The following is a 17,582-nucleotide window of genomic DNA, read 5'->3' on the forward strand; positions in this document are numbered from 1 at the left end:
TCCGGAACAGGGTCGATAATGCATCTAACAGTATCGCCGCTAAGGAACGGTGAAGTTCACCACGCTTCTGCTACACTCCGTCTGTTGCGGTTTATATACCGTAACAAAGGCTGCTACAGAATGTGAGCAGTATACAAGGGACGAAGTATTTTGTAGCCTTGGGATTTTGTATTATATTACGTATAGGTTGATGGGCACCATGTCGAGTAGACATGTGTCCTTACCTATGACCAATGGCATTAGCACAATTAGAATTTGAGGTTACCCCGAAGAAGCGCAGCGCGAAGCCCTTCCTTAAGTGGGCTGGCGGCAAGAATAGCCTTTTGCCCGTTCTGTCGAAGTACGTCCCGAAGGAATTTCGAAAGTACGTTGAGCCATTCGTGGGAGGCGGCGCTCTCTTTTTTTCCATCCAGCCAGAGCAAGGAATAATCGGCGACGAGAATGCAGAGCTAATCGCCTGTTATGAGGCGGTTAGGGATAATCCTGAAGAACTCATCGCGTTGCTTTCAAAGTATCGTGTCTCATCCGAGGAGTTCTACCGCGTACGCGCTCAGAACCCAAGGGTGCTCTCCGGCCCCGAACGAGCGGCACGAATGATCTACTTGAATAAGACGTGCTTTAACGGATTGTATCGTGTCAATCGTTACGGTCAATTCAATACGCCGTTCAGTTGCCTACTGAATTAGAGGGTATGGAACGAGCAGCACCAATTCTTTCTCTTCAAAGCGCCCTTGCCACGAACTACAAGAGTAATTCTCAACGAGCGCGAGTCCTAACTGAACCGTGGGTTGAAGAGAATGTGTATTGCCCCGCTTGCGGGTCTGAGCTAAGAAGATTTCCGAACGGCTCTCCATTGGCCGACTTGTTTTGCCCAGGATGCAACGAACAATACGAGCTAAAGAGCAAAGCTGGTGTTTTTGGCTCCTCTGTTGCGGATGGAGCCTATGCTAAGAAGGTTGAACGGCTAAGCAGCAATACCAATCCGAGTCTATTCTTGTTATCATATCGGGCCAGTGACCTCCGAATTCTGAGTCTGGTTGTAATACCAAAATTCTTTTTCGTCCCAAGAATAATTCGCGACCGACCGCCCTTATCCGCGTCGGCACGTCGTGCGGGATGGATTGGTTCGATTATCAAGATCGACCAAGTGCCCGATGTAGGAAAGATCTCCATGATTCAGGATGGGAAATTGTTGCATAGGCCTGATGTGCTCAAACAATGGGAGAGGACTGATTTCTTATCTTCGCGAAAATCAATCGAAAGGAGGTCATGGCTGATTGACACGCTGGAATGTATTGAGCGAATCAAATCGGCGCGTTTTAGATTGGCGGATGTCTATTCTTTTGAAGGGCTGCTATCTCGCCGACATCCTGAGAATCGACACGTTCGTGATAAGGTACGTCAGCAACTTCAGGTGCTGCGTGATCAAGGGCTGATTCGCTTCTTAGGGGACGGCTTATATGAGAAAATGAAGTAACGAACAGTGATCTTGAACCAATACCTCACAATCACACCATGGCTAGTATCGCAATTGAACTAAAAGCTGTCCAAGCCCAAGAATTCAAACCAGTTTCTCTGTTTTGGAAAGACGAAGATGAAGATGCTGATGGTGAGCCAATCGGGCCTCTATATTGTGTCAATGAACGTGGTGTTCCCCGCAAGTTTGAAGAGGTCTTCAATGGCGGCACAGATGGGCTGCCGCTGGCAAAATGGCTCTTGTTAAGTGGGGCAGAGGAAATCGCTGAAAGGCTTGGTCTCGATCTTGAGACATTCTAAACGGGGTGCGGAAACGGTGCTTCCATACGAGCGGGAAGAGAAGGAATCCTGATTGTGTGGACGGAAGCGCTGCTTCCGTCATCTCTCAGTCGAAGCCCTTGAGGTCAGGGCTGAGATAAGTGTGAGGATAGTCTTGCCATCGCTTGCAGAGTCCGGCCTTGAGAGGATTATTCAAGATATACCATATCACTTTTCCGAAACGGCCTCTGCGAATTACATGGTCATACCCTTCGTGCAACCAGAAGTCGCCTTGACGACCAAGCACCTTATTACACGCGACCGCCGTGAAAGACTTCAATTGTTGAAGTACCCGATCTAGTGTCAAATCACCTGTGAGCGTGATTACCATATGGACATGGTTCGACATGATTGTATACGCGTGAAGTTCGTACTGCCTCTTGTCGCGGTGATGAATTGCTTCCTTGACAATGGCTGCGATCCGCTCATCCTTCAACCAGTGAGGGCCGTGAGTCATGGTGTCCAGCACGCGGTCGTATTCGAGGAATTGTCGCTTCAGAAGAAGCAACGCGAGGTGTTCATGGTCCTTCGGTTCTGAACTGGCAAGTCGAAACGTCAGGAAGTATGGCCGGTCATTGGGGAGGTAATGTGGTAGTGCTCCGTGGTAATAAGGTTTGGTCTCACGCATGGTGCAAAAATAACGCGGAAGCAGCGCTTCCGCGCACACGGGTGCAATTTTATTCTTGGTCGTCAGCCTCAGGCACGTCGAGTAAGGAAGAGTGAGGAAGCGATTCAGTATTTTGTCGATCAGGCTTCAAGGGAGCGGGCAAACTCGGTGCATCGTGATCTTGTCAATCTGATGGCAGAGAAGATTCGCAAACATGGTGCCGTGCCACGCATGAACCGGTATGTAGATCTCTCTGCGAAGATAGGAGACCAAAACTATCTTTTTGAAATGAAGTCAACGACCGAGACAAAAGTGCATCATCAGGCGCGTCGCGGTCTTTCGCAACTCTACGAGTATCGGTACATTCAGAATGTGCCCGATGCTAAATTGGTACTCGTTCTCGAATCCCCTCTTCCAGGTAAGATGGCCTGGATGTCCGACTATCTACTCAAGGATAGGAATGTGCTGCTTGTGTGGGATGGCAACAATCGATTCTACTGCCCGGAAAGTATTTCCGATCAGCTGACTTTTATCTAATTTTCGAGGGCTACCCGCCCCGGCGGGCAGGCACATATTTCGTCCCTAACGGGACTGATGTGGTGCTTCCCCGTTGGCGCTGGGAAGGCCGTCAAGATGAATTCTTGCTAATGAATCTCAAAACCTGCGATGCCGGGAGGGTCGAACAACGTTGTATTAGATGGAAGGGGTCTGCTCCACTAAAAGCATGAAAGATGAAGTATGAAATATGAATTGTTTTTTATTTGTGCCTAAGTATATAAATATTTGATGTCGCTGCAACATCAGGAGGGTCGATCCTTGTTATATTGGGTGGAAGGGGGCCGCTTCGCTTCGCGAATGAGGAATGAGGAATTAGGAATGACAAAAATGGTTTGGCATTCTCCCTGTAAGTCCTGTAATGTCAATCTTTTATGGAGAGTGTGCGATGGATTGATGTCACTTTGATGTTATATTAATAGGGGGGTTCTCTTCAGATTCCGATTCGGTGAACTGGTCTGCACTTGCTGATAGGCACTTGCCTTAAGGCAATGCACTACTTGGGACTGGCGGAATGCGAGAAGAGATGGATAGTCCAGCTAACCACCCCCCAGCCCCCTCCTTTTCGCTTCGCTCATAGGAGGGGGAGTTTACCTCGACTTATTGACGATCATGTATCCAACGCGGAGCTTATCGTTGCTGGAATAATTCGAGGCGCTGGTCACGGTGGGCAGCATCTTGATGCGAATCTTGAACGAGCCGCCCGCGACGTTATCGGCGTTGACGATGAAGGCCGCATCCTGCGGGTTAGGAGCAGCGCCATCATCGATCATGGCGACGACGTTCGTGAGCACGATCGAGCCAGTCTGGCAGTAGCGGTTATTGATCGTGACTGCGCCCAAATCCTGGACTTGGCTGGCCGTCGGCGCGGCGGTGTGGAGATCGCCGGAAGGACCAAGCGAGAACTCGATGATTCCGCTGGGTCCCTGCTGAGTGTATGCTGTGCCGCCGGTGGCAGGCTCCACATCGGTGCCGACGCTGGGTGATTCGGTGGTGCGGCCCACGGCCAGTTCGCCATCGTTCACCTGCAATGCCACGTTGGTATTGCCGGCGATGGCGTTGCCATTACCGGTAGCGAGCACGCCAATCGTGCCGGTGTTGGAGCTCGAGTTATTCGAGGCTCGGCCCCATACGCCAATGGCTTGATTGGATGTCGAAGCCGAGGCCAGGCCGTAGGCTGCTGCGATTTCGTCAGTGGTGCCCGCGTAGACGCTGTGCAGCGGATGCGCCGGAGCATTGGTGTTAATGCCGAGACGCGAGTTGGCATTATCCCAGACGAGATTGGTTGACCATGCCATCGCGCTGGGCAAGGCCGAACTGGCAAGCAGCAGATTGCCACTTGCCACAGGCGCGGCAGTTGGCAGCGTATAGCTGATGTCATTCGACTGCGAGCCGGCAGCAATGCTGGTGTAGTGCGTGGAAGCCGCCGGGAATCCAACGCCGCCATTTTGCGGAGAGTACCACCGGAGTTGGCTCGGCGTATTATTGGTATTGCCAAGCCAAAGGTTGACATTGCCGAAGAAGGCGGTGTTGCTCGAGCTGACGAAGGCGCTATCGGTGGAGGACGAGCCAGCATGGAATCCGAACGATCGGCTGCCGGTAAGTCGCAAGTATCCGCCGCCGGCGATCGTCGAGTTTTGCGCGGCAACATAATTGTTGACTCCAGTGATGATCGCTGCATTGCTGGAGTTGACATCGATATAGCCATACTGGCCACCGAGAATGACAGAGTTATCTGCATAGGAGGTATCATCCCATCCGCCGATGACAGCAGCACCAGTATGGAGCGTGCCGCCGGCAAGACCTGCGATGCCTCCACCGATGAAGGAATTGAGGTATGCCGTATTATTGACACCACCAATGACAGCACCATCATCGCCGCGAACGATATTATGATTTCCTCCGGCAGCAACACCGCCGAAGGCACTCGACGTTATGGTATCGCTGTAACCGCCGCCGATAAATGAGTTGTCAGCGGCGATAAGGTTCAACTCGCCACCGGCGATAACGCTGACCTCATTGGAGACTTTGCTGCCGTAGCTTGCGATGATGCCACTGAAATCCCCGGCAGTAGTGATGGTATCCGCGGCACCACCAAGTATGGTGGCATAGCTCGCAGCAATGCGGTTCTGCTGGCCAAAGCCGATGAAGGAGGCTGTATCGCCAGAGGCGATTGTATTATCGGTAGCACCGCCAATTGCGCTGGCGACACCAGTGTTATTCGAAGGCTGCACACGAAGCGCCTGCTGATTATTGACGCGAAGTGTGAAAGGAATATTATCAGTGGTGCCGAGGAAGTTGGTGCCGTCAGTCGTGCCGGAGTTGCCGGAAAGGGACCAGTTGTTCGCAGTTGGCGATGTCCAGCCGAGTGCTACATTATATGGTCCGGTGCCAGAGATGGAGGAGGCGGTGAGTACTTGATTGGCAGAAGGCTGAGAGGTTGGAAGGATGTATGAGATCGAGGAAGTCTGACTTCCTGCTTTGATCGCACTATAGTTGGAGCCGGAGAAATTCTCAACGGTATTCGGCGCATAGAATCGAACTGCACGGGACGCTCCGTCAATGTTGCCGATCCAGAGATCGACATCGCCAAAGAAAGAGATATGGCTAAAAGCAGAGAGATCGACAAGCGGGCTGGTGGGTTGATCGGCATTATAGCCAAAGCTCTTAGTTCCAAGCTGAAGGTAGCCGCCACCGGGAACAGCCGACCAATCTCCGGCCCGATTCCCGTTACCACCACCGATGGAGGCGTATATATTTTGCGCCCAATTCGAGCGACCACCACTTACAACAGAAGCATAGCCTTGCGCATTATTGGACGTACCACCCGCGACTGTTGCTTCTCCGTTACCTCCGCCAGCAGTGTTGTTATTACCTCCGCTGATGGTGCTGTATGCACCATCGGCATAATTGCGATAGGATGCTGCGCCATACACGCCTCCACCACCAGCGATCGTTGCACCATACGTGCCAGCCGAAACAGCATTGGTATGATTGCCAAGGATCATGTTGGGCGCTCCAGATATCGGTTCTATTCGCAAGACACGTCCACGTCCATCAGATGTGGCGGCTGCTTCATACACATGAATCTCGAATGCCTGGTTGTCCTGCGTGCCGACATAGTTGGTCCCGGCAGTGGTGCCGCTGTTACCGGTGAGATTCCAGTCCGTCCCAACGCCGCCGTTCGTCCAGCCGAGCGTGACCGCATACGGACCAGCGCCAGTGACTGCCGTTGCCGAAAGCACTTGATTCGCGGAAGGCTGCGATGTCGGCAGCGTGTAGTTAATCGTGGCGGATTGGGAGCTAGCCGCGAAGCTCGAATAAAAACGTGCAGGATAGTTCAGACTCGTACTTGGCGCAAAAAATCGAATTGCTCGCGACGAATTGTCCGTGTTGCCGAGCCAAAGGTCCATATTACCAAGGTAGGCAAGATGATTGGACGAGGAAAGGTCGAGAATACCAGACTGAGCACCATTACCAGGTACGTTGACGCCCAAACTCATTGCACCAAGCGTGAGGGAATCTCCGCCCGGTATTGTGCTGAACTGGCCAGTTGTACGATTGTACAGTCCACCTCCGATGGCAGAGAAATCAGAGGAAGGAGAAATTCGGTTACCTCCACCGCCCGCGACGGTCGAAATGCTCCCGGCTGCGGAATCGCCGATACCTCCTGCGACACTAGCATAGTCTCCACTGGCGGTATTTGTCGAGCCACCGCCAACAGTCGCCGCAACGCCGCCCGCAATATTACTGGCCCCACCCAGGACCGATGCGTAAGTCCCGCTAGCGGTATTGCCGCCGCCGCCACCGACTGTCGCGTGGCTCGCATCGACAGTTGAGCCGTTACCGTTGCCAGCTTGATTCAACGAGCCGCCGCCGACAAAACTAAAATCATCAGTAACAGAATTAGTAAAGCCATTAAGACCACCACCCGCAATCGTCGCTCCCACGACAGTACTGCTGACAGAATTACCTTGATACCCGCCGATGAGATTCGCGCTCACGCCATTCGGTTCGTACCGCATGACTCGTTTCGATCCATTCGCAGGTGCGTCGGTATTGAAAACGTGAATTTCGAACGGCTTATTGTCCAGCGTGCCGAGAAAATTAGTGGGCGGATTGGTGCCAGCGTTTCCCGTCAATGCCCATCCAGTGATGCCGGCAGTGTTGGAAATCGTAATGGTACCGGCATTGGGTATGATCGAGATGCCAGTGCCGGCACTCAGTATCGCAGTAGTAACGGGACTCTGTCCGTTGCCAACCAACACCTGTCCGGACGCGAGAATATTGGTGCCTGTGCCACCATGCGCCACAGGCAAAATTCCCGAGGCACTTCCGAGATCGACAGAATCATCCACGATGGTCCATCGCGATCCTTCCCATTTGAAAATCTGTCCTTGGGTGGCACCAGCTTGCGCTAGTTTCGCAGGCGTGATGGCACCGTTGGCAAGCTTCGGCGTTGTGATCGCGCTATCGGCAACACCAATCAAAACGGTTGGTCCATTCTGGTTCGCAACAGTAATGGTTTTGTCCGGACTAATGACTGATTGGATTCCAGATCCGGTAAGAACATTTGCATGAATCGTCAGAACATTGCCATTGATCGAAATCGAGGTTGTGCTATCGCCAACCAAATGCAATGCTCCGGAAACCTCGTTCACGCTTGTGACCACACCCGAAGCACCGGGCGTGAGACCTTTGGCGAGATCGGCAACGTGCGAGCTGAGAGCATATGGCGCGCTCGAAAGCGCCGTTCGGGACAACTCTGGAGAGCCATCAATGCTGACACCAAGATAATATGGTCGATCGAATGCGAGCGTACTCGGCAGTGGATTGACCGAGCCGACAGCAATATCGAACGTGCCATTTGTAACGGCAACCTGCTGGGACTCCTGATAGAGTGGCGTGCCGCCACTCGCTGACGCATAAAGCGCGACGGTAAATAGATGCTGACCTGTCATCGCAGCACCGGAGGAAGTTGCCGTACCCTGATAGCTGATCGTGCGTGGAATTTGTGCGCGCACGCCGGACACGCTGCATAAAGCAGCGATCGTGACCATCAGGCAGTGGCGGATCGTGGACTTCATGGACGCCTCAGTTTTGGGAATACTCCGCTGACATAAGACATATTTCAGTCCCAAAAAGTATCCACCTGTACACTGAGGATTTTGCCATTTCAAGGGAGCGGGGTCCATTCAGCAATTTCGTCATTTTCCGCCAATCTTTTTCGCCACTTGTGCGTTCTGTGCGCGACTTCAAGAACAGCCGGGTCTCTCCGCTGTCCATAATGTTCAGGAATACGTGACCGTATGAGTGAAACTTCCCTTCCGCAAACTGCAGGTGTGGGTACCGTTGGTGTTAGCACCACTCCCATTAATACGAATGGCGCGAGCCACGCGCTTATCATTGGTATCCCCAAAGAGGTCTATCCTGGCGAGCGCCGCGTCGCGGCGACACCCGAAACCTCACAGAAGCTTCAGAAGCTGGGCTTCGAGGTCCGCGTCGAGTCGGGCGCTGGCGAAGCTGCCGATTTTCCCGACGCTCGGTACGAGCAGGCCGGTTGCAAGATCGTCAGGAACGCACAGGATGTGTGGTCCCAGGCGAACATCATTCTGAAGGTTCGCGCGCCACAGCCGAATGAGGTCGATCAGCTTTCGGCCGGTCAGATGCTGATTTCGTATCTTGCTCCCGCACAGAATGCGGAATTGCTGCAGAAGATCGCCGCGCGGAAAGCGAATGCAATCGCGATTGACATCATCCCACGCATTTCACGCGCGCAGAAAGAGGATGCGCTCTCCTCGATGGCCAATATTTCCGGCTACCGAGGTGTCATCGAAGCGGCGAATCTCTTCCCCAGATTTTTTACGGGCCAAATCACTGCCGCTGGCAAGATTCCACCTGCGAAGATTCTGGTGATCGGCGCGGGAGTCGCAGGACTCGCCGCCATTGGTGCGGGTCGTGCACTTGGTGCCATCGTTCGCGCATTCGATGTCCGGCCGGCCGTGAAGGAGCAAATCCAGAGCATGGGCGCGGAATTCCTCGAGGTGAAACTCGCCGAAAGCGGCGAGGGCGAGGGTGGCTATGCGAAGGAGATGAGCAAAGAGTTTATCGAAGCCGAAATGGCCCTCTTTGCGAAACAGGCGAAGGACGTTGACATCATCGTCACCACCGCTCTGATTCCGGGCCGTCCAGCTCCGAAGCTGATTACACGCGCGATGGTCGAATCGATGAAGGAAGGCTCCGTCATCGTCGATCTGGCCGCCGAAGCGGGTGGCAATTGCGAGTTGACGCAACCTGGTGCCGTCGCAAAGCACGGTGGCGTTTCGATCATCGGCTATACCGATCTTCCAAGCCGCATGGCTCCGCAGGCCAGCCAACTTTACGGCATGAACCTCTATCATCTGCTCGATGATATGGGTGGTTCGGCGAAGTACCGCATCGACATGGAGGACGATGTGGTCCGTGGCGCACTTGTCGTGCATGACGGTTCTATTACTTGGCCGCCTCCGAAACCCAAGGTCGCGCCACCAGTGGCACCGAAAGCCGCAACGACTGCGAAGCCAGTTGTGAAGGAGAAGAAGAAGAGCAACCCGCTGCCAAAGATTGCCATCGCTGTAATCGCATTCGTTGGATTGACACTTGGTGCGCCACCCACTTTCCTGTCGCATTTCACAGTTTTCATTCTCGCCATCTTCGTTGGCTGGCAAGTGATTTGGAATGTGACTCCCGCGCTGCATACGCCACTGATGAGCGTGACGAACGCGATCAGCGGCATCATCATCATCGGCGGACTTCTCCAGATCGGCGGCACGATGCCCATGGGCGTCATGGTACTTGGTTTTGCCGCCATCTTCCTCGCTACCATCAATATTGCAGGCGGGTTCTTGGTGACCCAGCGCATGCTCAAAATGTTCAGAAAGTAACCTCCCGCACCTTCTATGGACTTTACACAAAGCTTCGCAAGCGTTAGTTACATCGCGGCAATCGGCCTGTTTATTCTCAGTCTGGGCGGACTCTCTCAACATGAGTCTTCTCGTCGCGGGAATATGTTTGGCATCATCGGTATGCTGCTGGCTCTCGTCGCGACCATCGTCATTATCGGCACCCAGCCGGATATTTCGGCAGGCAGCCTTGGCACACTCGCCGTGATATTGATTCTGGCCGCGACTATCGGTGCAACGGTTGCATCGCGCGTTCCGATGACCTCGATGCCCGAACTTGTCGCAATGTTGCACAGCTTCGTTGGCGCGGCGGCCGTGCTCGTTGGATTCAGCAACTATCTCGGACCGCAACACGGCCTGGAAGGTTCTGAGCTCACGATCCATTATGTCGAGATTTACCTCGGTATCTTCATTGGCGCAATCACCTTCACTGGCTCGGTGATCGCCTTTGGTAAGCTGAATGGCAAGATAAGCGGCAAGCCGCTAATGCTTCCGGCCCGACATTATCTCAATCTGGCGATGATCATCGCGGTTGTCATTTTCGGAGCACAGTTCCTTTCGAATGCCTCCGGCGCCGATCATGCCGGCCTTACTCCGCTCCTGATCATGACAGGAATCGCATGTCTCATCGGTGTCCATCTTGTGATGGCAATTGGTGGCGCGGATATGCCCGTCGTTGTTTCGATGCTGAATAGCTACTCGGGTTGGGCAGCAGCGGCGGCAGGCTTCATGCTCTCGAACGATCTTCTGATCGTTACTGGCGCGCTCGTCGGCAGCTCCGGCGCCATCCTGAGCTTCATCATGTGCCGTGCGATGAACCGCTCCTTTATCAGCGTGATTCTTGGCGGATTCGGCACAGGAGGCGGCACAGCGCCAGCGGCAGGAGCGGCCGAGCAACAAGGCGAGGTGACACCTGTTGAGGTGCCCGAGGTTACGGAGATGCTGACGAGTGCGAAAAGCATTATCATTGTGCCAGGCTACGGCGTTGCGGTTGCGCAGGCCCAACATGCGTTGGCCGATATGGTCAAGCGGCTTCGTGACAAAGGTGTGAATGTTCGCTTCGGCATCCATCCGGTTGCTGGACGTTTGCCGGGCCACATGAATGTGCTCCTAGCCGAAGCCAATGTGCCATATGATATCGTCTTTGAGATGGACGAACTGAACCACGATTTTCCGACGACGGATGTCGCGCTTGTTATTGGAGCGAATGACATTGTCAACCCTGCCGCGCTCGAGGATCCGACGAGCCCCATCGCAGGGATGCCGGTTCTCGAAGTCTGGAAAGCACGCACGTGCATCGTGATGAAGCGGTCAATGGCCAGTGGATATGCCGGTATCGATAATCCCCTCTTCTACAAAGAGAACAGTCGCATGTTCTTTGGCGACGCGAAGAAGAACGTGGATGCAATCGTTGCCATGCTACAGGCAGAAGCCTAAGCAATTCTTTGTGACCTGATCGCAATCTTAAATTCGTATCAACCCCCGCCTAGAACGATGGCGGGGGTTTTTTCTTTAGCCCACGAGAGTTATTGTCTCTTCGGCTGCGGAGGCGTTGGCAATGAGTCCACGCTGGCAATTGGCTTCGGCCGACCATGGTGGCAGGAGACACATGAAATTTCTTCGAAGCTCTTGTCCATCTTCTTAAGATACTTGCGATTGATGTCCTCCACCATGTGGTACATCTTTCGCGCGTTACGCTTTTCGTCCTTGGCATCGCTGGCAAAATCGAGCATCGGCGGCCTGTCCGATTCCGGCTTCAGCGCAGCATGACAGAATCCGCATCGCACGCCAAGCGAGCGGGAGAATGTCCGCATCGCCATCTGCAGGTCCTTCGGCGCGATGGTCTTCGGAAAGATCTTCAGGTTCTTTGGATGCTCGAACTCCGCGAGAGGATTACCCTTTGGGATTGGCTTTGTGCTATCGGCTTGGGCCTGGGCATCAGATGCTCTAAATGCGAATGCCCCGACAAGAATCAAGAAAAGAAATGCGAATCGAATCTTCATACGTGAATCGCTAATTTGTTTTAGTGTAGGCAAAAGGCATGCGTGGGCGACCATGCGAGGCCAGTGCAACCGCCAAGGAAAACCCCGGTTGCTTTGAGTAAATGCCCGCCCTCCGCCTGGACATGCCCCCGAATCGCCAGTCATTTTCGCTTGTGGTGGCGAACACCGTCGAATACGACCTGCTAAGCTACGACTCGGGCATTCGCTTATCCCATTTGTTGTTCGGGACAATGCGGGCACGGGCGTGGCCCGCCTTTTATTTTGTCGTTTGCGAGACTCGCCACCAAATGTCCTGTTATGAAGAAGACAATCCTGTTGCTAGGCTCGGGTGAACTGGGCAAAGAACTCACCATCGCGCTGAAGCGTCTTGGGCAGCGTGTGATCGCTGTCGATTCTTATGAGAACGCACCCGCCATGCAGGTGACGCATGAGCGCGAAGTTCTCGACATGCTCGATGGCAAAGCTCTGGACCGAGCGGTCGCAAAATACTCCCCGGACATCGTTGTTCCAGAAATTGAGGCGATTCGCACCGAGCGGTTTTACGATTACGAGAAGGGGGGGATTCAAGTCGTGCCCAGTGCGCGAGCGGCGAACTACACAATGAACCGGAAGGCAATTCGTGACCTGGCCACAAAAGAACTGCGCCTGAAAACGGCGCGATATGCGTATGCAGATTCTCTCGATTCATTTCGCGTAGCGGTAGCGCAGATCGGCATCCCCTGTGTGGTCAAGCCTCTCATGTCCTCATCCGGTAAAGGCCAATCCTACATCCGAAGCGAGGACGAGATTGATCATGCCTGGGAAGTGGCAATGACCAAGGGACGCGCAAACGTCAATGAAGTTATCGTTGAGGAGTTTATCCAATTCGATTCCGAGATCACCTTACTCACTGTGACACAAAAGAACGGCGAGACTCTCTTTTGCCCGCCAATCGGTCATCGCCAGGAGCGGGGCGATTACATGGAAAGCTGGCAACCTGCGGCGATCAGCCCCATGCATCTTGCCGAGGCTCAGCGGATGGCCCGGCTTGTCACAACTTCACTCACTGGCGCGGGGATTTGGGGTGTTGAGTTCTTCTTATCACAGAAGGATGGAGTATACTTCTCTGAGCTATCACCCCGACCTCATGATACTGGCATGGTGACGATGAGCGGCTCACAAAACATGACCGAATTCGAGCTGCACGCCCGAGCGATTCTTGGCCTGCCAATTCCGGCCATCACACTGGAACGCGTGGGTGCGAGCGCGGTTATTCTTGCGCCCGACGCCTCCGAAAAAGAACCGAGCTATCATGGCTTGGATCTGGCCTTTGCGATGCCAGACGTCGACGTTCGAATCTTTGGCAAACCGAATACGCGAAAATATCGACGGATGGGTGTTACTCTCTCGCATGACACAATCGGCTCATCCAGCGATGCTGTTCGCGCTGTTGCGAAGGCTGCGGCTGAGGAAATTCGTGTCGTTATCAATGATTGAATATCTGCCACAATCTATCTTCATCACATCTCGGATGCCCCTCCAACAATCTCGCACTCATAGATCGCCAATTCGCGACCACTTTGTGCGGCATACTCTCGTGTCATTCGATCTCGGAATTCCTCGATGCACTCCCGTTTGACAAAACCAACCGTGCAGCCGCCGAATCCGCCGCCGGTCATGCGTGTACCAAGTGCATCCGGTACGGTAGCGGCAATGTCAATCAGCAGATTAAGCTCAGGGCAGCTCACTTCGTAGTCGTTTCGCAACGAAGCATGCGATGCCGCCATAAGCTTCCCCATCCGAATTACATCTCTGTCGCGGAGCGCATCGGCAGCGGCGAGCGTCCGTGCATTTTCAGAAATGACGTGCCGGGCTCGCTTCTGTAACTCCCGCGGAAGAAGACCTTCAAGGACTTCAAAATTGGGGAAGGTCACGTCTCGAAGTGAACGTATCCCTTCCAATCCAACTGAAGCATTTGAAATAATTGAGATAGCGTCTTCGCACTCCTTCCGGCGCAAATTGTACTCCGTTAGTGCGAGCTCATGCTTGATGCCTGTGTCACAAACAATAAGGGCGTATGCATCGGTGTGAACTCGAATCTCTTCGTATTGAAGGGACCGGCAATCGAGCAGAATTGCCGATCCTTCACGAGCATTTGCCGAGATGAACTGATCCATGATACCACAATTCGATCCGGCATATTCATGCTCAGCCCTCTGGCAGGCCTGAGCCATCGCAAGACGGTCGATGGGAATACAGGCAAGTGAAAGAAGAGAGAACGCAATGACGGTCTCTAGAGCCGCCGAAGAGGAGAGCCCTGCGCCAATAGGAATATCCGAGTCGATCAGAATGTCTGCGCCACGAAGCCGATGCTGAAGACGTTCAAGGATACGCGCTGTGCCCTCCACGTAGTTCCACCAATGTCCTTGCACCATCTCGCGTGGAATGTCGAGATCGAACTCGACCAGTTCAGGGAAACGGACAGAAAAGACGCGGACTAATCGGTCGTCACGAGGCCGAGCCGCAATAAAAGCGTATTTGTCAACCGCGACCGGCAAGACGAAACCGTCGTTATAATCGGTATGCTCACCAATGAGATTTACGCGTCCTGGCGCACGGAACAAACGAACGCCGTCGGCGGCACCGAACCGATCGGCAAATGCAGCGAGAAGTGTATTCGTACCGGCTATGGCTTATATGTCAGCCAGGCACGGGAGAGATAGTCCGTCATCGTAATCGCGAGCATCAGGAACAGCCAAATAAATCCGACTGCGACCCAGAGCTTAGTGAGTCGTGAAGAATACTTGACATGCATGAAAAAAAAGATAACAAGCGTCGCCTTTACGCCAGCGATGAGCAGCGCGACCACAATGTTGAAGCTGTGGAGATTTACAAATGCGGCGGCAACGGTCAGCGCCGTCCCCAGCATGAGTGCGAAGAAGACCGTGTAGTACGTCTTTTTGGAAACGATGTGCTCTGACATGATTCTAAATAGTAAGTGCTATGTGCTGATCTCATCCTGAGCGCAGCAACTGGCGGTCTATGGATGTCGGTCGATCAGATACAGCAGTGCAAAAAGGAAGATCCACACGATGTCGACGAAATGCCAATAGAGGCCGAATAGCTCGATATACGAGTGATATTCCTTCGAAAATTTGCCCCGTCGCGTCTGCACAATCAGCACGAGGAGAATTCCAATTCCGATGATCATGTGGAGTGCATGGAATCCTGTCATCGCGAAATAGATCCAGAAAAACATCCGCACGTGGCCGGCCATCAACGGATCGGCAGCCTGTTCTGCCGTTTGACTGGCGTTATTAATTGCGGGTTTCTCTGGCACTGCTTCGGCGGGTCCAGCGCCATTCAGATGCTCCGCTCCAACGAGCATGAGCAGTAGATCGCCAATATTATTCGGGCGAACGGATTCATTCACGATCGGCCATCGGAAATCGCCAGCCGGAAACACGTGCTCAACGAATTTGTCGTTGTATTCTATATACTTTACTCGAAGGAATACGCTTCCAAGCACGATCGTCGCAAGCAAGAAGATCACGACCTTCCGCGGGTTACCGGTCTGGGCATGGAAGACGGCAAGGGCCATCGTCAGACTGCTTCCAATGAGGACCATCGTGTTGAAGGTACCCCACCAGATATTCAAAACATTACTACCCGCCGCGAAAGCATCAAAATAAAGATGCCGGTAGACGGTATAGGCCAAGAACATGCCGCCGAAGAACATAATCTCGGTCAGCAAGAACCACCACATGCCAAGGGTGCCCGCCTCGCGCTGCTGCTCCATGCTCTCGAAGTGGTGCACGAGCCGCGGGTGACGGTGCGAGTGCATTTCCACCCGCGCCGGATCCCTCTCTGTTTCGATTAGTGCCACGTTCTCTGTTAAGTGCTTAGTCCGAGGTGCTTAGTTATCAGTTCTGAAATTCATTCATGCGTTCCGAGCGCTTCGCATCAAGCTCTTGGCACAGGGATCAATCCTCCGTGCCATGCTCCGAATGCACTGGCTGTGCCGGCGTGTGCGGCTCGCCAGGATAGCCCAGCACGTCCATTGTCTCCATTGGAGCGAATTCATACGCCTCCCACGTCACAATCGGGGTCGTCAAGAAATTCTCCGTGGGCGGCGGCGAGCTGGTATGCCACTCAAGCCCTGATGCTCCCCATGGATTCGGGGTTGCGCGTGTTCCATTCTTGAGCGACCAGATGAAGTACGAGATTGTCATGAGCATCCCGATTCCAAGGATGGTCGCGCCTGCTGTCGATAACACGTGAAGCAACTGGAATTCCGGTGGGTATGAAGCGTACCGGCGCGGCATGCCAAGATAGCCCAATAAAAATTGCGGGAAAAATGTCAGATTAAAACCGACGAACTGAATGACAGCTGCGGCGCGCGCCCAATACTCAGGATAATTCCGTCCGGTCATCTTTCCCCACCAAAGATGCAATCCGCCAAGGAATCCCATCAGTGAGCCGCCGACCATCACGTAATGGAAATGGGCGATAACAAAATAGGTATCGGTAATATGAACGTCCAGCCCAAGCGCGGCGGTAAAGAGTCCAGTCATGCCACCGATCAGGAACAATCCGATGAAACCCAAACCGTAGAGCATCGGGGTATCATACGAAATGGATCCTTTGAAGAGTGTCGCAGTCCAGTTAAAAACTTTGATGGCTGATGGAATCGCAACGGCATAGCTCAGGAAGGAAAAGATCAATCCGAGATACACTGACTGCGTTGAAACGAAGAGATGATGGCCCCACACCAAGAATCCAAAGACGGCAATGGCAAGGCTTGACATCGCGACGAACTTATAGCCAAAGATATTCTTCCGCGACATGTTCGCAATGAGCTCGGAGACTACCCCCATGGCAGGCAAGACCATGATATACACGGCTGGATGCGAATAGAACCAGAACATGTGCTGGAATAAGACCGGATCGCCTCCCATCGACGGATCGAAAATGCCGACATGAGCAACGCGCTCGATCGCCATGAGCGCAACGGTGATCGCAAGCACCGGCGTGGCAAGCATGATCACGAGAGCTGTTGCATAATGAGCCCAGATAAACAATGGCAGGCGAAACCACGTCATCCCAGGGGCACGCATCGTATGAACCGTAACGATGAAGTTCAGGCCCGTCAAAATCGAAGAGAAGCCAACGATGAAAATTCCGATCCCGACCAAAAGCACGTTGGAATTCGAAAAGCTCGTGCTATAAGGCGTATAGAAAGTCCAACCAGTATCGACACCGCCAGCGATGATCGCAACGAGACCAAAACAGGCGCCGACGATATAGCAGTACCAACTGAGTAGGTTGATCTTTGGGAATGCCAGATCTTTGGCGCCGATCATAATCGGCAAGAGAAAATTGCCGAGAATCGCTGGCACTGCTGGCACCAGGAAAAAGAAAACCATGATTACACCGTGCGCGGTAAAGAGCCGGTTGTAAGTGTCCGGTTCGAACAGGCCGCTGGGAGATAGCAAATTGATGCGAATGAGAAGCGCGAAGACGCCTCCGATCACAAAAAAGATGCTGACTGTAATCAGATAGAGGATTGCGATCCGCTTGTGGTCCTTCGTCAGCAGCCACGAGCGAAGGCCGTGCCCATTATTCAAATAGTTCAGCCCGCCGTCACCGTTCGTATGAACGGCGCCGATCTCGCTGGGCATTGTTGCAGTTAAACTCATATTC

Annotated in this window: 14 protein-coding genes; 7 read left to right on the forward strand and 7 right to left on the reverse strand. The window is 53.4% G+C overall.

Annotated features, from left to right (window positions below; translation table 11 throughout):
- Positions 1–233 precede the first annotated feature (233 nt).
- Genes Q8902_08385 through Q8902_08395 form a run of 3 tightly spaced genes read left to right on the forward strand, consistent with a single transcriptional unit; the run spans position 234 to position 1,776 of the window.
- The gene (locus Q8902_08385; GenBank protein ID MDP4199573.1) at positions 234–686 is read left to right on the forward strand and encodes a Dam family site-specific DNA-(adenine-N6)-methyltransferase; all 453 of its coding nucleotides are present in this window, start codon (positions 234–236) and stop codon (positions 684–686) included.
- Positions 687–691: 5 nt separating this feature from the next.
- Positions 692–1,477, forward strand: a complete 786-nt coding sequence (locus Q8902_08390; protein MDP4199574.1) for a DpnI domain-containing protein — start codon at positions 692–694, stop codon at positions 1,475–1,477.
- 38 nt (positions 1,478–1,515) lie between these two features.
- Positions 1,516–1,776: a hypothetical protein gene (locus Q8902_08395; GenBank protein ID MDP4199575.1), complete on the forward strand. Its 261-nt coding sequence runs from the start codon at positions 1,516–1,518 to the stop codon at positions 1,774–1,776.
- 85 nt (positions 1,777–1,861) lie between these two features.
- On the opposite strand, the gene Q8902_08400 is transcribed toward Q8902_08395, so the two are convergent.
- Positions 1,862–2,422 carry a transposase gene (locus Q8902_08400; GenBank protein ID MDP4199576.1) on the reverse strand — a complete coding sequence of 187 codons (561 nt, stop codon included), beginning with the start codon at positions 2,420–2,422 and terminating at the stop codon, positions 1,862–1,864.
- 171 nt (positions 2,423–2,593) lie between these two features.
- On the opposite strand from Q8902_08400, the gene Q8902_08405 reads away from it, so the two are divergent.
- Positions 2,594–2,938, forward strand: a complete 345-nt coding sequence (locus Q8902_08405; GenBank protein ID MDP4199577.1) for a hypothetical protein — start codon at positions 2,594–2,596, stop codon at positions 2,936–2,938.
- A 608-nt stretch (positions 2,939–3,546) separates the two neighbouring features.
- Here Q8902_08405 and Q8902_08410 read toward each other — a convergent pair.
- Positions 3,547–8,043 (reverse strand): hypothetical protein, encoded by a 4,497-nt coding sequence (locus Q8902_08410; protein ID MDP4199578.1) that lies wholly within the window; start codon positions 8,041–8,043, stop codon positions 3,547–3,549.
- Positions 8,044–8,265: 222 nt separating this feature from the next.
- On the opposite strand from Q8902_08410, the gene pntA reads away from it, so the two are divergent.
- Positions 8,266–9,879 carry a Re/Si-specific NAD(P)(+) transhydrogenase subunit alpha gene (gene pntA, locus Q8902_08415; protein MDP4199579.1) on the forward strand — a complete coding sequence of 538 codons (1,614 nt, stop codon included), beginning with the start codon at positions 8,266–8,268 and terminating at the stop codon, positions 9,877–9,879.
- Positions 9,880–9,894: 15 nt separating this feature from the next.
- Entirely contained in the window at positions 9,895–11,334 is a 1,440-nt protein-coding gene (locus tag Q8902_08420; GenBank protein ID MDP4199580.1) for an NAD(P)(+) transhydrogenase (Re/Si-specific) subunit beta, read from the forward strand.
- An 89-nt stretch (positions 11,335–11,423) separates the two neighbouring features.
- On the opposite strand, the gene Q8902_08425 is transcribed toward Q8902_08420, so the two are convergent.
- Complete coding sequence (locus tag Q8902_08425; GenBank protein MDP4199581.1) at positions 11,424–11,900, reverse strand: c-type cytochrome; 477 nt, start codon at positions 11,898–11,900, stop codon at positions 11,424–11,426.
- Positions 11,901–12,161: 261 nt separating this feature from the next.
- On the opposite strand from Q8902_08425, the gene purT reads away from it, so the two are divergent.
- On the forward strand, positions 12,162–13,376 hold the full coding sequence (gene purT / locus Q8902_08430) for a formate-dependent phosphoribosylglycinamide formyltransferase (GenBank protein ID MDP4199582.1): 1,215 nt from the start codon (positions 12,162–12,164) through the stop codon (positions 13,374–13,376).
- A gap of 23 nt (positions 13,377–13,399) precedes the next feature.
- Here purT and galK read toward each other — a convergent pair whose 3' ends face one another.
- The 4 genes from galK to Q8902_08450 form a co-directional block, all read right to left on the reverse strand.
- A complete protein-coding gene (galK, locus tag Q8902_08435) occupies positions 13,400–14,569 on the reverse strand; it encodes a galactokinase (GenBank protein MDP4199583.1) in 1,170 nt (389 codons plus the stop codon).
- Positions 14,566–14,862 (reverse strand): cytochrome C oxidase subunit IV family protein, encoded by a 297-nt coding sequence (locus Q8902_08440; protein ID MDP4199584.1) that lies wholly within the window; start codon positions 14,860–14,862, stop codon positions 14,566–14,568. The genes galK and Q8902_08440 overlap by 4 nt, the downstream gene beginning before the upstream one ends.
- A gap of 57 nt (positions 14,863–14,919) precedes the next feature.
- Positions 14,920–15,765, reverse strand: a complete 846-nt coding sequence (locus tag Q8902_08445) for a cytochrome c oxidase subunit 3 family protein (protein ID MDP4199585.1) — start codon at positions 15,763–15,765, stop codon at positions 14,920–14,922.
- Between the two features lie 97 nt (positions 15,766–15,862).
- On the reverse strand, positions 15,863–17,560 hold the full coding sequence (locus Q8902_08450) for a cbb3-type cytochrome c oxidase subunit I (protein ID MDP4199586.1): 1,698 nt from the start codon (positions 17,558–17,560) through the stop codon (positions 15,863–15,865).
- Between the last annotated feature and the right edge of the window lie 22 nt (positions 17,561–17,582).

The sequence above is a fragment of the Bacteroidota bacterium genome, assembly GCA_030706745.1.
In the GTDB taxonomy this organism is placed as follows: domain Bacteria; phylum Bacteroidota; class Ignavibacteria; order Palsa-1295; family Palsa-1295; genus PALSA-1295.

Excerpts from the sequence above, each read along its gene's own strand:
- Q8902_08385 (MDP4199573.1), top strand. The coding sequence starts at position 234 with ATGGCATTAGCACAATTAGAATTTGAGGTTACCCCGAAGAAGCGCAGC.
- Q8902_08390 (MDP4199574.1), top strand. The coding sequence starts at position 692 with ATGGAACGAGCAGCACCAATTCTTTCTCTTCAAAGCGCCCTTGCCACG.
- Q8902_08395 (MDP4199575.1), top strand. The coding sequence starts at position 1,516 with ATGGCTAGTATCGCAATTGAACTAAAAGCTGTCCAAGCCCAAGAATTC.
- Q8902_08400 (MDP4199576.1), bottom strand. The coding sequence starts at position 2,422 with ATGCGTGAGACCAAACCTTATTACCACGGAGCACTACCACATTACCTC.
- Q8902_08405 (MDP4199577.1), top strand. The coding sequence starts at position 2,594 with ATGGCAGAGAAGATTCGCAAACATGGTGCCGTGCCACGCATGAACCGG.
- Q8902_08410 (MDP4199578.1), bottom strand. The coding sequence starts at position 8,043 with ATGAAGTCCACGATCCGCCACTGCCTGATGGTCACGATCGCTGCTTTA.
- pntA (MDP4199579.1), top strand. The coding sequence starts at position 8,266 with ATGAGTGAAACTTCCCTTCCGCAAACTGCAGGTGTGGGTACCGTTGGT.
- Q8902_08420 (MDP4199580.1), top strand. The coding sequence starts at position 9,895 with ATGGACTTTACACAAAGCTTCGCAAGCGTTAGTTACATCGCGGCAATC.
- Q8902_08425 (MDP4199581.1), bottom strand. The coding sequence starts at position 11,900 with ATGAAGATTCGATTCGCATTTCTTTTCTTGATTCTTGTCGGGGCATTC.
- Q8902_08440 (MDP4199584.1), bottom strand. The coding sequence starts at position 14,862 with ATGTCAGAGCACATCGTTTCCAAAAAGACGTACTACACGGTCTTCTTC.
- Q8902_08450 (MDP4199586.1), bottom strand. The coding sequence starts at position 17,560 with ATGCCCAGCGAGATCGGCGCCGTTCATACGAACGGTGACGGCGGGCTG.